The following is a 14526-nucleotide window of genomic DNA, read 5'->3' as shown; positions in this document are numbered from 1 at the left end:
CATCACACCGGGAGGCGGTCATGTTACGCGTGCTCACCCTGATCCTGCTGCTGGGCGGCTGTGCCGCCCCCTACGATTACGCGGAAGATACCGACTTCAGCCGCTTCAAGACGGTGGCGCTGGCGCCGAAGATGGAACAAGACTCACTGGACGGCGCCCGCATCGCCGCCGCCGCCGAGGCGCTGCTGCCCACTCGCGGCCTTGCCGTCACCACGCCGGAGCAAGCCTCGCTCTGGCTCAACTACCGGCTGGATGAAAACCTGCGACTGCTGACCACCATGCCCAACATGTTTGGCCGCAGTGGCTTCTGGGATGAAGAGCGGGTGTACGGCGCCCGGCGCGAATGGCATCTGGTACTGTGGCTGGAGCAGCCCGACTCGGGCCGAGTGCTGTGGAAAAGCCGCCACCCCAACGCCTTTCCCGGTGACGGGGTACGCGGCACCGCCCGCAGCGACAACATCACCCAACAGGTGGCCGAGCTGCTGGAAAATTATCCGCCGGAGCAGTGAGGGGTAAGGGGTGAGGAGAATGACCTATCTTCGAGCCTTTGCCCTCCTCGGTTACTTTCGCTTCGTCTGAGTGCCATCGACAAACAGCACCTTTATCGTACGAAGCAACAGCTGGGATTGCCGGATTCGACCGTCAAATGCCAAGGAAGGCATTTGCCGAGCGTCCCACGGAAGGGCTTGAAGCGTGTCGAAGGAGGCAACCCTGCTGGTGCTTCACCTTGCACCCAAGTGGCAGACGGCTTTCACGCCCGGGTGACCGGAAAGGCAATCACCTGCTCCAGCCGCTCGGCACCGAGCGCCAGCATGATCAGCCGGTCTACCCCTAAGGCCACGCCGGCGCAGTCGGGCAGCCCCGCCTGCAGTGCTGCCAGCAGGTATGCATCCACCGGTTTGGCGGTCAGCCCCCGCGCAAGGCGTTGTTGATTGTCCTGCTCAAAGCGGGCCCGCTGCTCGACGGCGTCACTCAGCTCATGAAACCCGTTGGCAAGCTCAATACCCTTGAAATACACCTCAAAACGCTCGGCCACCCGGGCGTCGGCCGGGCTAATGCGGGCCAGCGCCGCCTGGCTGGCGGGAAAGTCATACACCAGGCAGGGCACCTGCTGGCCAATCACCGGCTCCACCCCAAAGGCAAACAGCAGTTGCAGCAGGGTATCGCGATCGTCTTCCAGCGCCAGCAGCTCGTCGGCCCCCAGCCCTTGTCCGGCGATACGCAGCTCAGCCAGGGTAGCGCTCAGCGGACACACCCCCAGTGCCTGTTCAAAGGCGGCGCCATAGCTCATGCGCTCGGGCTCACCGCAGCCCAGCACGGCTTGCAGCAACTCGGCCATTTCATCCATCAGCCGGTGATGATCAAAGCCCGGCCGATACCACTCCAGCATGGTGAACTCGGGGTTGTGCAGCCGACCCGACTCTTCATTGCGATAGGCCTTGCAGATCTGATAGATGGGACCGCTGCCGGCGGCCAACAGCCGTTTCATATGAAATTCCGGGGACGTCTGCAGGTAGAGGTCCATCCCCTCGGCCATGCCGGGGCCGGTAAAACGGGTGACGAAGTTTTCCAGATGCACATCGGTGACCCCGGCCGCCGCCAGGGTGGGCGTATCCACTTCCAGCACACCGCGTTCGGCGAAAAAGCCGCGAATGCGGGCCAACAGCTCGGCCCGCCCGCGCAACAGCGCCACCTCGGCGGTGGGAGACCAGGAAGACATTGTCATAACACAGCACTCGCAAAAAGCCCGAGTGTACTGCGGATCAGTCCCGACGGGCAGTCTCGATATGACCTTTCAGCTCAATCTGGTTGCCTTCCGGATCAAACAGATAAATCGACGGCCCTTCTCCCTGGGCCCCATAGCGCATGACCGGAGGCTCACAGATCACCCCCGACAGGCTGAGATAATTGAGCAGCGCATCTGGCTCGAAAGGATCGATACGCAAACAGAAGTGATCCATGTTGGCCCGGCACTGATCGGCGGCCTCGCCATCGCCGCCCAGCGGACCGCGAATATCCACCAGATCGATCAGCTGATCGCCGGCACGCAGCTGGTAAAGCCCGATTTCGCCCTTCTCACGTTCCAGGCAACAGCCCAGCACCTTGCAGTAAAAATCCAGCATACGCTGGGGGTTACGCACCCTCAGCACCAGATGATCCAGCCCCATTACCCTGAACATGACGTCACCCTCGCCCCATGAATGAGCCAATAATGGCGCAATTTCACACAAAATAAAAGCCGCTGCCGGCCCCATGGTCAGGCCCGGCCGAGGGCCCGCATAGGACGTCCCGACGCCAACGACGGTAATATTTCTGAACTCACAGTCAGGAATGGTTGCAAAAAAGTTTCCCGTGGCTAGAATGCCGAAAACCGGGGGCCTTAAAAACCCCCGGTTTTTTTATGCCTGTCATTTACTGAGGTAATACCAATGCGTATCGAAGAAGACTTGAAACTGGGCTTTAGGGATGTGCTGTTTCGCCCCAAGCGCTCCACCCTCAACAGCCGCGCTCAGGTCGAACTGAACCGGGAGTTCACCTTTAAGCATTCAGGTCGCCGCTGGTCCGGTGTGCCGGTTATCGCCGCCAACATGGACACCGTTGCTACCTTCGAAATGGCCCGCGCGCTGGCCCGCCATGAGATGCTGACCGCGGTTCACAAACACTACTCGGTGGAACAATGGCAGGCCTTTGTCAACGACGCCGGCGCCGACGTGCTCAAACACGTGATCGTGTCCACCGGTACCTCCGAGCGTGACTTTGAAAAACTGCACCAGATCCTGGCCCTGTCCGACGAGCTGGGCTTTATCTGCATCGACGTGGCCAACGGCTACAGCGAGCACTTCGCGTCCTTCGTCAGCCGGGTGCGCGAACAATGCCCCCGCCACACCATCATCGCCGGCAACGTGGTGACCGGTGAAATGGTGGAAGAGCTGATCCTGTGCGGCGCCGACATCGTCAAGGTCGGCATCGGCCCGGGCTCGGTGTGCACCACCCGGGTCAAGACCGGTGTGGGCTATCCCCAGCTGTCCGCCATCATCGAATGTGCCGACGCCGCCCACGGTCTGGGCGGTCAGATCATCGGCGACGGCGGCTGCACCTGCCCCGGTGACGTGGCCAAGGCCTTTGGCGGCGGCGCCGACTTCGTGATGCTGGGCGGCATGCTGGCGGCCCACGAGGAATGCGGCGGCGAGATCATCGAGCGCGATGGCCAGCAGTTCATGAAGTTCTACGGCATGAGCTCCGCCAGCGCCATGGACAAGCACGCCGGCGGTGTGGCCAAGTACCGCGCGGCCGAAGGCAAGACCGTTGAGCTGGCCTATCGCGGCCCGGTGGAAAACACCGTGCAGGACGTGCTCGGCGGCGTACGCTCCACCTGTACCTACGTGGGTGCCCAGCGACTGAAGGAGCTGACCAAGCGCACCACCTTCATTCGCGTGCGCGAGCAGGAAAACAACGTCTACGGTAAAGAGTGAGACGTTTGAGGTAAGACGTGAGGGGTGTGGAGTGGCCCCGATAAAGTAGACACTTAAGTTAAGCGGCAGCTGCGTAGGCATTGGGAGTTATTCCTCCCAGCGCCATGTGGCGCCGCACTTTCGGGTAATACTCGTCCGTATAATACCGGACTTCATCTGCCATTTCGTCTCTTCCGAGCATTCCTAATGGATGTGTCCATTCCTTCTTGAGCAGCGCGAAGAAGCTTTCCGAACAGGCGTTATCCCAGCAGTTACCTCGGCGTGACATGCTGATGGTGATTCCCCGTGTATTGAGCCATCTCATCACCTCTTCGCTCCGATACTGACTCCCCTGGTCCGAGTGGAACAACAGCTGTGTCCCATCTGGCAGCTGATGTTGCCATGCCTGCTCAAGGGCCTCCAGCACCAGCTGAGCGCTATTGATCGCACCCATGGCTCGGCCCACCACGCGGCGTGTGCCCAGGTCCAGGACTGCAGCAATGTAGAGCCAGCCTTCACTGCACCGGATTTGGGTGATATCTGATACCCAAACTCGGTTCGCTGACCCCACCGAGAACTGGCGATTCAGCAGATTCGGCAACACAGGCAAGGATGATGCTGGCTTTTGATATCCTGCTTTAGGAGCCGTGCATGAACGATAACCAGCGTCTTTCAGCAAGCCCTGAACCTGGTTCTTGCCGCAGCAGAACCCGGCATCCCGTGCTTCCAGCCACATCTTGCGATAACCCGGCACATTCTTCAGTTGCCTGGCTCGCTCGAGCAGGAAGGTGCTCAGCGTCCGTCGCTCGATGGTACGCGCTCCCGGCGAGTGCTGACGTGCTCGCCAGCGATAATATCCCGCTCGTGACACATCGAGTACTTCACACATTATCGAGACCCGCCAGCGTTGACTTCGGTGAGCCTCGATAAAGGCAAACCTTACTTGCCGTGCTTGGCGAAGTACTCTTGTGCCTTTTTTAGGATTTCGTTCTCCAGCTCTTTCCGCTCAAGCTGCTTCTTCAGCCGAGCCACCTCGCGCTCCAGCTCCTGCAGGCTTTTTTCTGGTCCGATGTTTTCAACTGCTTTGTCAGATGATTTCTTGGTCATGATCCACTCTCTGCGCCAGCGACTCAATTGGTTAGGATGGATCCCGAGTCTGCCAGCAAGCTGAGCTTGTGTCTCTGTGGTGGATAGCGAGGCCTCGACGGCCTCACGTTTGAATGCATCGCTAAAGTGACGGTGGGGTTTGTACTTCATAACACCTTCTCATTAAATGAAGGTGTCTACTTTTTTCGGGCCAGTCCAGTGAGGGGTAAAAAGCGAAAACATTTTCTCCTCACACTTGTCCCCTCACACCTCACCATCAAAAACGGCGCCGAAAGGCGTAATGCCGTTCACTTAAGGTGAGCGGCATTTTTCTTTCTGACCGGATAGGTGTTTTTGGAAGCTTTCAGCACTCTTGGATAACTTCGTTCTCGTTTCCCCTCCAGCTTGAACTGTTTGGCCTGTTTCTCTGGGGCAAATACCTCTCTTGGCAAGTTGCCCGGTGCCACACTGGGCAGCTGGCTCAGCTTGAAGATGATGTAGGACGAGGCTTCCCTGAAGCTCAGCTGATTCGGATAGGTCGCCGGTAACACTCGAGCCATCAAGATCATTTTGTAGCGGATAAGGTTGTAGGCCAGCAGCACACCCCATAACTCCTGGTGTATCAGCTCCGGCAACTGGCTACGCAAGGTGAAGCGACTGTCCAGCAGGTGCTGCTTCATTTCTCGATAGCCCAGCTCGATTTCCCAGCGATGGGCATATAAATCCACAATATCCCGACCCGGATAGGCCATGGCATCGGTCAGAGAGGTCAGGATATGAACGAGCTTTCCCTTGACGGTTTTACTCAGCAGTCTCGCTTCCAGCGTCTCCGATAAGTCGGGCCACTTTTTTCTTGCCTGCGGGCTGGGGGTCAACCGCACCAGTTTGTCATCGCGGCCCAGGTTGCGCACCACCTCATACTGCGTGCCTTTACGCAACGGCAGCAACCAGTGCCGTTGCTGCCCTTGTTGCCAGGCATGCAGCAACCCCAATGAGTAGAACCCTTTATCAAACAGCGTCAGGCTATGGTCCGGTATGCTCGGCAGCAAGCGGACCGCCAGCTGCATTTCATTGACCGCGACGCTGTCAAAGGCGCTGTCCACCAACAAATGGCTGCTCAGCTCCATCAGGCACACCATGCGCACCTGGGGATAAGCGGCGTCCGTGGATTGGTTGGCGGTGCGGGCAAAGGCACCGGCATTCGGTGGTGAGTCCGGAGTGCGCCAGACTACGCCGTCAACACCATACAGGTTCAGTCCGCTCCAGTGCGGATGCTGAGCCTGCGCATGCCAGTTGGCACTGGTTTGCCTGAAGATATCGCGCACCACGTCGCTGCCCAGCTTTTTACGTGCTTGTGTGACCGCGCTGCGCACCACCGAGTCGACTTCTTGTGGCAGGACGATATCCAGCTTATTGATGAGCTGGCGTACGGAATCGCCACGAAACAGCGCCATGCCAATGACTGCCCAGACCATGGCTTCCATCGGAAGTTTGCGCTTGCGCACCGTCGCCACCCCGTTTGAAGCCAGACAAGCTTGGATTATCTCGGGGTCGAGCACCTCAGCCAGGCTGTGAAATTCAACGGTGCGATTGAGGGAGGTGCGAGCCAGTGCGTCAGAAAGCAGCATAAAAAAATCCGATGACCTGTGATCATCGGATTTTGATCTTCTGAGCGGGATCGTCAAGCGATTTGGCTTAACTGATCGGCATTACGCCGAAAGGCGCCGTTTTTTGTGTCTGCGAATCGCTTATTTTACCCGGGACACGTACTCGCCGGAGCGGGTGTCCACTTTCAGCACTTCACCAATCTGAATGAACAACGGTACCCGTACCACGGCGCCGGTGCTCAGGGTGGCGGGCTTGCCGCCGGTGCCGGCGGTGTCGCCCTTCAGGCCCGGATCGGTTTCCACCACTTCCAGCTCCACAAAGTTGGGCGGAGTGACAGAGATGGCGGCGCCGTTCCACAGGGTCAGGGTGCACACATCCTGCTCCTTCAGCCACAGCTTGGTGTCACCAACCGCTTTTTCGTCGGCGGCGATCTGCTCAAAGGTGTCGTTGTTCATAAAGTGGTAGAACTCGCCATCGTTGTACAGATAGGCCAGTTCCACGTCCATCACGTCGGCGCCTTCTACGGTATCGCCGGACTTGAAGGTTTTTTCCAGCACCTTGCCGTTGAGCAGGCGACGGATTTTCACGCGGTTAAACGCCTGTCCTTTGCCGGGCTTAACGAATTCGTTTTCGATAATGGCACAGGGTTCACCGTCCAGCATAATCTTGAGACCGGACTTGAATTCATTGGTACTATAGGAGGCCATTTTACCCTCGTAGTTGACAGAGTTGCAGAAAATGCCGGCAATGATACCCCTAAACGGGGGCGATTTACATATTCCCTGGCAAAAAGAGCTGGCCCGCGCCTTTACCACTCCCGAGCAGTTGCTGGACTACCTGGGGCTGGATGCTGCGCCCTGGCAACCGGGGCTGGCGGCCCGCCGCCTGTTCCCGATGCGGGTTCCCCGTCCTTTTGCCGACAAGATGGAAAAGGGTAACCCGCGCGACCCGCTGCTGCGCCAGGTGCTGCCCCTGGTCGAGGAGTTTGCCGAGGTGCCGGGCTTTGTCACCGATCCCCTCGACGAGCATGACAGCGCCCTGCCCGGCCTGCTGCACAAGTATCGCTCCCGGGTGCTGCTGGTACTGCGCGGCGGCTGTGCGGTGAACTGCCGCTACTGCTTTCGCCGCCATTTTCCCTATGCCGACAACAGCCCCGGCCAGGGCGGCTGGCAACCGGCCATCGACTACATTGCCGCCCACCCGGAGATCAACGAGGTGATCCTGTCCGGCGGCGATCCGCTGATGGCCCGGGACGAACACATAGCTGCGCTGCTGGACGAGCTGGAAGGCATTGCTCACCTCAGGCGGCTGCGCATTCACAGCCGGCTGCCGGTGGTGATCCCGGCGCGGCTGACCGACCGCCTGCGTGACCGCCTCGCTCAAAGCCGGCTGCGCCCGGTACTGGTGCTGCACGTCAACCACGCCCATGAAGTTGACGACTACCTGGCCAGCCGCCTGCACTCATGGCAGCGGGCCGGCATCACCCTGCTCAACCAGAGCGTGCTGCTGGCCGGCGTCAACGACACCGCCGACGCCCTTGAAGCCTTGTCGGAGCGGTTGTTCGAGGCCGGCGTACTGCCTTATTACCTGCACCAGCTCGACAAGGTGGCCGGGGCCGCCCATTTTGCCGTCAGCGACGAACACGCCCGCGCCCTGATAAGCGAGCTGCTGAGCCGGCTGCCGGGCTTTCTGGTACCGCGGCTGGTGCGTGAGATCGGCGGTGAGCACAGCAAAACGCCTCTCGATTTACACCTTGAACCCCGTTAAGGACACATTCTCATGCATGATTCGGTAATTGACAGGCTGAACGACACCCTGAAAGAGCTCTACCATCAGGCCATCGACGCCGACAAGAAACTGGCCGCCCTGCGCGCCAAGGGGCAGGCCAAGTTCAGTGCCGTGCTGCGTGAAGACAGCGACTTCATCACCCACGCCGATCACTTTATGCCCTATGTGGCGGAGCTGGCCGAGGAGCTGGAGCTGCTGTCCTCCAGCTCGGAAGCGGAATACCAGGCGCTGCTGACGCGCATGGTGCACAAAATTCAATTGCTGGCCACCACCCTGGGGCAGTTTATGCGCCTTGACTGACGTCGAAGTCGGTCAGCCGCGCCGGCGCCAGCTCTTTGAGCCAGTTTTTCACCTCTATGGCCGCCAGTGACGGACCGACAAAGGGCCCCTGCAGCAGGGGCTCGCCGCCCAGTGACGCGATGATCCCGCGCTCCGCGGCGCTGCTCACGCCGCAGCAGACCGGAGCCACCCCCAGCAACCGGGCCAGCTTAAACAGGGTGGCCAGCTGCGTTCTCGCGTCTTGATTCTGCTCGATACCGCTGCAACAGGACGCCTCCAGCTGCAACCAGTCCAGCGGCAGCCGTGACAAGGCGCCCCAGCGGGAACCCCCGGTACCGAACTCCGTCAGCATGATGCGCACCCCCTGACGACTCAGCGCGTCCAATATTGCCAGGGCCTGATGCGGTGACTCCATCGCCATGGGCTCACTCACCTCCAGGGACAGGGCCTCGCCCTTCAGCCCGTAACCGGCCAACAGGGTTTCAAGCCGGGCGCCGAGGGACAGGCGAAACGCCGAAGGCGGCAACGCCAGGCTGACAAACAGCGTCGGCTGCCCTTGCCGCCAGCCGGGCAGCAGTTCGCCAATCCGCTCCAGCGTCCACCACAGTAACCGTTCCGACAACTGATACTGCTCGGTAATCCGGAGCAGCTCGCTGTCGCCGATGTCACCATAGCGAGGGTGACGCCAGTGCAATGACAACCGCAACCCGGCGCACTGGCCGGACGGTGTGGCCAGCGGATCAAAACGCAGGCTCAGGCTGTCGCTTTCCAGTGCCGCGGGCAGATCGGCGGCCAGTTGCTGGCGGCGTTCCATTTCCTTGAGCATGGACGGTTCAAAAATGACATAGGGCAGCTGCTCGTGCCGGCTCAGCTCCAGCGCCAGCTCGCCCCGGGCCAGCAACTCCACCATGGTGTCCGCATCCGCCGGATACAGCACCACGCCAATCACCGGGTCCAGGTTGAAATCGTGCTGGGCCATGGGCTCGAGCGCACTCAGGGCCTGACGAAAACGGGAAAGGCGAACCCGCACATCGGATAATTCCCGCACTCCCTCGGCCACCACGACCAGGCTTTCCCGGCCGAGGGAGGCGATGCTTTCTTCCGGCAACAGGCTGGTTTCAAGGCGACGGGCAAAGGCCTGCTGTAGCTGGTCGGCCACCTCAAACCCAAACTGCTGGTAATACCGGGAGTAATCCTTCAGCGCCAGCAGGATCAGGCTGAACGGCTGCTGGCGGCTGACCAGCTGCTGCAGCCGGTGATGCAGGGCAAACCGGTTGGGCACCCCGGTCAGGGGATCCCGCAACAAGCGGCGGCGGTAGCCAAACAGCTCGGCCCCCAGCATTAGCAACAGCAACAGGCCGCTGACCGCCAGCCCCAGGGTGCTGATATAAAGCTCCCGGCCCAGTTTTCGGTAGGCCTGATCATATTCGGCATAAAACAGCACATTGCTGTGCATGGTGGCGGTCATGGTGCGGGCCAGGGGCTCATCATAGGGACTGAGCTCGGCCAGCAGCAGCTGATAGTCGGGCGAGCCGGGGCCCATCGCCTTGACCATGGGCTCCATGGCTCTGACCCGGTTTTCAATCTGCTGGATCAACTGCCACAGATCGGGGCGTTCGCTCAGGGTGTCCTTGAGCTGGTTGCTGAGCAGCACCGGCGTCCGGCTCCACAGAATGTCGTAACGCAGCATCAGCTCGTCGTGGTTGATGGCGCCGGCATGGCGCAGCCTGACGGCATCGAGGAACCGGCTCATTTCCAGCTTGAGCTGCATCAGCGACCAGGGCACTTCATAGTTACGCTGCTCAAGCAGGGTATTGTGCTGGCGAATGCCCAGCAAGGCTTGGCCGGCGCTGATGCCGAACCACAGCATGCACAGCAGCAGCAGCAGGCTCCCGACCCGCTTGAGCGCATGCAGGGCGCCCTGGTGCTCGGTGCCGGGAATGGGAATGAACAATCGCCTCACTTGGATTCCGTTCGAACTTTGATGTACCTGAGTTGCCAGGCCATGTAATGCAAAAACTCCGCCTGCTGCAGCTCGGGTGCCTGATCATAGGGCAATATCAGCCACAGCGGCCCCTTGTCGCGCCGGCTCATCAGACGGCCATTTTCGCTCCAGGCCAGCAGCGGCCCATAGGGAGCCACCGTCTGCCAGTCCACCGCCACGCTGAAGCCATTCAGTGCCTCCAGGTAGAGCGTCCTGATTTTCCCATGGGCAAACAGGGTGTCGAGCAGGGCGCTCAGATCCAGACCACGGTAGGTCCGGGGCTGCTCGGACCAGGGATGGGCCGTGGTGATTTCTCCCTGAGGCAGGGCGCGAAGCTCAGGCAGGGTATAGTCGATCTGCTCAAAGGAGCGCCCTTCCAGTTCGATATTGCCGAAGATGGTGAGGATCACCGGCTCCTGAGACCAGCTCCCAAACGATACCAACCACAGCATAAGCATGCCGAGCCGTTTCATGCTTCCTCTCCTCAGCTCACAAGGGTGGCGTTTGCCCAGCCTTTCGAGCGGTATCCTGAACAACCACAAGGACTCAATAGTCCCATCAAGACAGGGCTGCCATCATACCTAAAACATTAGATGCAACTGAAGTGTAATTTTAGCCAGGGACACGGCTGTCAAAAAAAAAAAAGCCGGACCTCTCGGTCCGGCTTTTTGATGGCCCGGGAAGGATCCCGGCAGGAAATGATGTGACTCAGATCACATCATCCCTCCCATGCCACCCATACCACCCATGCCGCCCATGTCCGGCATGGAGGCGGCATCGTCCTTCGGCAGGTCGGTTACCATGGCTTCGGTGGTGATCATCAGACCGGCCACGGAAGCGGCAAACTGCAGCGCGGAGCGGGTCACCTTGGTCGGATCCAGGATGCCCATTTCCAGCATGTCGCCGTAGGTGTCGTTACCGGCGTTGTAGCCGTGGTTACCTTCGCTGGCCTTGACCTTGGATACCACTACCGAGGCTTCTTCGCCGGCGTTGGTAACAATCTGACGCAGCGGGGCTTCCATGGCGCGCAGAGCTACCTTGATACCCACGTTCTGATCTTCGTTGTCACCGGTCAGGCCGGACAGCTTGGCAGCGGCACGTACCAGGGCCACACCGCCACCGGGCACCACACCTTCTTCCACCGCAGCACGGGTTGCGTGCAGGGCGTCGTCAACGCGGGCCTTCTTCTCTTTCATTTCCACTTCGGTGGCGGCACCCACCTTGATCACGGCCACACCGCCGGCCAGCTTGGCCACGCGCTCTTGCAGCTTCTCGCGATCGTAGTCAGAAGAGGATTCTTCGATCTGCTGGCGAATTTGCGCCACGCGAGCGTTGATGGTTTCGGCTTCGCCCACGCCATCAATGATGGTGGTGTTGTCTTTGCTGATCACCACGCGCTTGGCACGGCCCAGATCTTCCAGGGTGGCCTTTTCCAGCTCCAGACCCACTTCTTCGGAGATCACGGTACCGCCGGTGAGGATGGCGATGTCCTGCAGCATGGCCTTGCGGCGGTCACCAAAGCCAGGAGCCTTGACGCCGGCCACCTTCACGATGCCGCGCATGTTGTTCACCACCAGGGTGGCCAGGGCTTCGCCTTCCACGTCTTCGGCCACAATCAGCAGCGGCTTGGACTGCTTGGCGACGCCTTCCAGCACCGGCAGCAGCTCACGAATGTTGGAAACTTTCTTGTCCACCAGCAGAATGAAGGGGTCTTCCAGCTCAACGGTGCCGGTTTCCTGCTTGTTGATGAAGTAGGGAGACAGGTAACCGCGGTCGAACTGCATGCCTTCCACCACGTCCAGCTCGTCTTCCAGACCCTGGCCTTCTTCCACGGTGATCACACCGTCGGTGCCCACTTTTTCCATGGCTTCGGCGATCAGGGTGCCGACCTTTTCATCGGAGTTGGCGGAGATGGTACCCACCTGGGCAATGGCCTTGGTGTCTTTACAGGGTACGGACAGGGCTTTCAGCTCTTCCACTGCCTTGACCACGGCCTTGTCGATGCCGCGCTTCAGATCCATCGGGTTCATGCCGGCGGCCACGGCCTTCAGGCCTTCATTAACAATGGACTGGGCCAGTACGGTGGCGGTGGTGGTGCCATCACCGGCTTCGTCGTTGGCCTTGGAAGCCACTTCCTTCACCATCTGGGCGCCCATGTTCTCGAACTTGTCTTCCAGTTCGATTTCCTTGGCCACGGACACGCCGTCCTTGGTGATGTTGGGGGCACCGAAGGACTTGTCCAGTACCACGTTGCGGCCTTTCGGGCCCAGGGTCACCTTAACGGCGTCGGCCAGGATGTTCACACCCTTGAGCATTTTAACGCGGGCGTCGTTACCAAATTTTACGTCTTTAGCTGCCATTGTTTCTCTTCCTTAAAAGTAGATGAACCGGATTATTCTTCGACGATAGCCAGAATGTCGTTTTCGGACAGGATCAGCACTTCCTGGCCATCCAGCTTCTCGGTCTTGACGCCAAAACCTTCGTTGAAGATCACCTTGTCACCGACCTTCACGGACATGGTCTTCACTTCACCGTTGTCCAGCGTACGGCCATTACCCACCGCCAGCACTTCGCCGCGAGTGGATTTCTCGGCGGCGGAGCCGGTCAGAACGATGCCACCGGCCGACTTGGCCTCGGCTTCAATACGCTTGATAATGACGCGATCGTGCAATGGACGAATGTTCATCGATAACTCTCCTGCTGAGTGTTGTTACCTTGTGAGATAAACGGCCATCGGCCGCAAACTTGTTCCGTTGCCTTCCTATATGGGAGCGCATTCGGCGCCTTCAAGAGCGGAAAGCAAAAATTTTTTTAAAATCATGGGTGGGGCAGCGTTATCATGGCCGCCGAGTTCTGCATCCGCCGCCACACCAAGGTTATTCTGTGACCCGCACCAATTCCCTGCTCACCGCTCCCATCGGCCCGCAACTGGCGCGCATGACCGGCCCCATGGCGCTGGGCATAGTGGCGATCCTGGGGTTCAACCTGGTGGACACTTTTTTTATCGGGCTGCTCGGTACGGCCCCGCTGGCGGCGGTCACCTTTACCTTTCCGGTGACCTTTGTGGTCACCTCGCTGGCCATGGGCCTGGGGGCCGGGCTGTCGGCCAGTCTGGGGCAGGCGCTGGGCGCCGGCCGCCATGAGCGGGCGGCCCGCTTTACCAGCGACAGTCTGTTGCTGTCCCTGCTGCTGATCACCATACTGGCCGGCCTGGGGCTGGCCAGTATGGATCCGCTGTTTAGCCTGCTGGGGGCCGATCCGGCACTGCTGCCGCTGATCCACGATTACATGATCGTCTGGTACGCCGCCTCGCCCATGCTGGTGATCCCCATGGTGTGCAACGCCGCCATTCGTGCCACCGGCGACACCCATACGCCCGGCCTGGTGATGCTGGTGGCCGGCCTGGTGAACGGCGTGCTCGATCCGCTGCTGATCTTTGGCCTGGGCCCCTTTCCCACGCTCGGCATTCGCGGTGCCGCCATCGCCAGCGCCTGCTCCTGGCTGATGGCCATGGTGGTGGCACTCTATCTGCTGCAGCACCGGGAGCGCCTGCTAAGCTGGCATTGGCCGGCCCTGACGCCCTTATTGCAACACTGGCGCCAACTGCTGCACGTGGCCATTCCCGCCTCCTTCACCAGCGTGCTCAACCCGGTGGCCACCGCCCTGCTGATGCTGTTGCTGGCCGACCTTGGCACCGAAACCGTGGCCGCCTATGGGGCGGCGTCCCGTATTGAGGCGGTGGTGTTGATCGTGATGATGGCGCTGAGCTCGGTGCTCGCCCCCTTTATTTCCCAGAACACCGGCGCGGGGCTGCATGAGCGCAGCCGCCACGGCCTGCTGCTGGCGATGCGCTTTGCGCTGCTGTTTCAGCTGGGTGTGTTTGTGTTGCTATGGTGGCTGGCGCCCTGGCTGGCGGGACTGTTTACCGACAGTGCCGAGGTGAGCAGCCTGCTGCAGCACTACCTGCGGCTGGTGCCCGTCAGTTACGGCCTGCAAGGGTGCTTTATGTTGCTGGGGGCGGCCCTGAACGGCCTGCGAGTGTCGGTGATTTCCCTGCTGCTGAACGGCCTTAGGCTGTTTGGCCTGCTGCTGCCCCTGGCCTGGCTGGGCGCCGCCCTGGCCGGCGCCGAGGGCATTTTTACCGGTATTTTGCTGGCCAACCTGCTGGCGGGGCTGCTTGCCTGCGTATTTGCCTGGCGACGCTTTCCCTGGAAAATCCGCCATCCGCTGAGTTGACGAAAACTGGGGACTGGGGACTGGGGACTGGGGACTGGGGACTGGGGACTGGGGACTGGGGACTGGGGACTGGGGACTGAAAGGATTGTCACT

The 14526-nt window shown here is 60.4% G+C and carries 14 protein-coding genes; 5 read left to right on the top strand and 9 right to left on the bottom strand.

The genetic code is table 11. The features are described from left to right. Window positions 1-20 precede the first annotated feature (20 nt). On the top strand, window positions 21-509 hold the full coding sequence (locus tag GU3_RS05535; RefSeq protein ID WP_014291555.1) for a DUF4136 domain-containing protein: 489 nt from the start codon (window positions 21-23) through the stop codon (window positions 507-509). A 242-nt stretch (window positions 510-751) separates the two neighbouring features. On the opposite strand, the gene epmA is transcribed toward GU3_RS05535, so the two are convergent. Both epmA and GU3_RS05525 read right to left on the bottom strand, forming a co-directional pair. Then, window positions 752-1726, bottom strand: a complete 975-nt coding sequence (gene epmA, locus GU3_RS05530; protein WP_193372537.1) for an elongation factor P--(R)-beta-lysine ligase — start codon at window positions 1724-1726, stop codon at window positions 752-754. Between the two features lie 37 nt (window positions 1727-1763). Then, entirely contained in the window at window positions 1764-2180 is a 417-nt protein-coding gene (locus GU3_RS05525) for a VOC family protein (protein WP_041542966.1), read from the bottom strand. 249 nt (window positions 2181-2429) lie between these two features. Here GU3_RS05525 and GU3_RS05520 point away from each other — a divergent pair, with 249 nt between their 5' ends. Further along, entirely contained in the window at window positions 2430-3473 is a 1044-nt protein-coding gene (locus GU3_RS05520; protein ID WP_014291552.1) for a GMP reductase, read from the top strand. Window positions 3474-3531: 58 nt separating this feature from the next. On the opposite strand, the gene GU3_RS05515 is transcribed toward GU3_RS05520, so the two are convergent. The 3 genes from GU3_RS05515 to efp all read right to left on the bottom strand — a co-directional run bounded on the left by GU3_RS05515 (window position 3532) and on the right by efp (window position 6853). Next, a protein-coding gene (locus GU3_RS05515; protein ID WP_148265847.1) for an IS3 family transposase occupies window positions 3532-4709 on the bottom strand; the annotation gives its coding sequence in 2 pieces (ribosomal slippage) (window positions 3532-4418 and window positions 4418-4709; 1179 coding nt in all). Window positions 4710-4846: 137 nt separating this feature from the next. Then, complete coding sequence (locus tag GU3_RS05505) at window positions 4847-6166, bottom strand: IS4 family transposase (RefSeq protein WP_014290740.1); 1320 nt, start codon at window positions 6164-6166, stop codon at window positions 4847-4849. A gap of 120 nt (window positions 6167-6286) precedes the next feature. Further along, window positions 6287-6853 carry an elongation factor P gene (gene efp / locus GU3_RS05500; protein ID WP_014291551.1) on the bottom strand — a complete coding sequence of 189 codons (567 nt, stop codon included), beginning with the start codon at window positions 6851-6853 and terminating at the stop codon, window positions 6287-6289. A gap of 40 nt (window positions 6854-6893) precedes the next feature. Here efp and epmB point away from each other — a divergent pair, with 40 nt between their 5' ends. Beyond that, complete coding sequence (epmB, locus tag GU3_RS05495) at window positions 6894-7913, top strand: EF-P beta-lysylation protein EpmB (RefSeq protein WP_014291550.1); 1020 nt, start codon at window positions 6894-6896, stop codon at window positions 7911-7913. 12 nt (window positions 7914-7925) lie between these two features. After that, window positions 7926-8234 (top strand): hypothetical protein, encoded by a 309-nt coding sequence (locus tag GU3_RS05490; RefSeq protein WP_014291549.1) that lies wholly within the window; start codon window positions 7926-7928, stop codon window positions 8232-8234. On the opposite strand, the gene GU3_RS05485 is transcribed toward GU3_RS05490, so the two are convergent. From GU3_RS05485 to GU3_RS05470, 4 genes are all read right to left on the bottom strand, one after another. Continuing rightward, on the bottom strand, window positions 8218-10176 hold the full coding sequence (locus GU3_RS05485; protein ID WP_148265852.1) for an EAL domain-containing protein: 1959 nt from the start codon (window positions 10174-10176) through the stop codon (window positions 8218-8220). The genes GU3_RS05490 and GU3_RS05485 overlap by 17 nt on opposite strands. Further along, a complete protein-coding gene (locus GU3_RS05480) occupies window positions 10173-10670 on the bottom strand; it encodes an oxidoreductase molybdopterin-binding protein (RefSeq protein WP_014291547.1) in 498 nt (165 codons plus the stop codon). Before GU3_RS05480 ends, GU3_RS05485 begins: the two co-directional genes overlap by 4 nt. 240 nt (window positions 10671-10910) lie before the next feature. Next, a complete protein-coding gene (groL, locus tag GU3_RS05475; RefSeq protein WP_014291546.1) occupies window positions 10911-12557 on the bottom strand; it encodes a chaperonin GroEL in 1647 nt (548 codons plus the stop codon). A 32-nt stretch (window positions 12558-12589) separates the two neighbouring features. Then, window positions 12590-12883: a co-chaperone GroES gene (locus GU3_RS05470; RefSeq protein ID WP_014291545.1), complete on the bottom strand. Its 294-nt coding sequence runs from the start codon at window positions 12881-12883 to the stop codon at window positions 12590-12592. Between the two features lie 197 nt (window positions 12884-13080). Here GU3_RS05470 and GU3_RS05465 point away from each other — a divergent pair, with 197 nt between their 5' ends. After that, window positions 13081-14433, top strand: a complete 1353-nt coding sequence (locus GU3_RS05465) for an MATE family efflux transporter (protein WP_014291544.1) — start codon at window positions 13081-13083, stop codon at window positions 14431-14433. Window positions 14434-14526: the final 93 nt, after the last annotated feature.

This window comes from Oceanimonas sp. GK1 (genome assembly GCF_000243075.1).
Taxonomy (GTDB): domain Bacteria; phylum Pseudomonadota; class Gammaproteobacteria; order Enterobacterales; family Aeromonadaceae; genus Oceanimonas.
This window is presented reverse-complemented; position numbering and strand designations above follow the sequence as displayed.

Coding starts and splice junctions, on each gene's coding strand:
- epmB (WP_014291550.1), top strand. CDS start 6,894: ATGATACCCCTAAACGGGGGCGATTTACATATTCCCTGGCAAAAAGAG.
- GU3_RS05470 (WP_014291545.1), bottom strand. CDS start 12,883: ATGAACATTCGTCCATTGCACGATCGCGTCATTATCAAGCGTATTGAA.
- GU3_RS05535 (WP_014291555.1), top strand. CDS start 21: ATGTTACGCGTGCTCACCCTGATCCTGCTGCTGGGCGGCTGTGCCGCC.
- groL (WP_014291546.1), bottom strand. CDS start 12,557: ATGGCAGCTAAAGACGTAAAATTTGGTAACGACGCCCGCGTTAAAATG.
- GU3_RS05490 (WP_014291549.1), top strand. CDS start 7,926: ATGCATGATTCGGTAATTGACAGGCTGAACGACACCCTGAAAGAGCTC.
- efp (WP_014291551.1), bottom strand. CDS start 6,853: ATGGCCTCCTATAGTACCAATGAATTCAAGTCCGGTCTCAAGATTATG.
- epmA (WP_193372537.1), bottom strand. CDS start 1,726: ATGACAATGTCTTCCTGGTCTCCCACCGCCGAGGTGGCGCTGTTGCGC.
- GU3_RS05525 (WP_041542966.1), bottom strand. CDS start 2,180: ATGTTCAGGGTAATGGGGCTGGATCATCTGGTGCTGAGGGTGCGTAAC.
- GU3_RS05505 (WP_014290740.1), bottom strand. CDS start 6,166: ATGCTGCTTTCTGACGCACTGGCTCGCACCTCCCTCAATCGCACCGTT.
- GU3_RS05520 (WP_014291552.1), top strand. CDS start 2,430: ATGCGTATCGAAGAAGACTTGAAACTGGGCTTTAGGGATGTGCTGTTT.
- GU3_RS05480 (WP_014291547.1), bottom strand. CDS start 10,670: ATGAAACGGCTCGGCATGCTTATGCTGTGGTTGGTATCGTTTGGGAGC.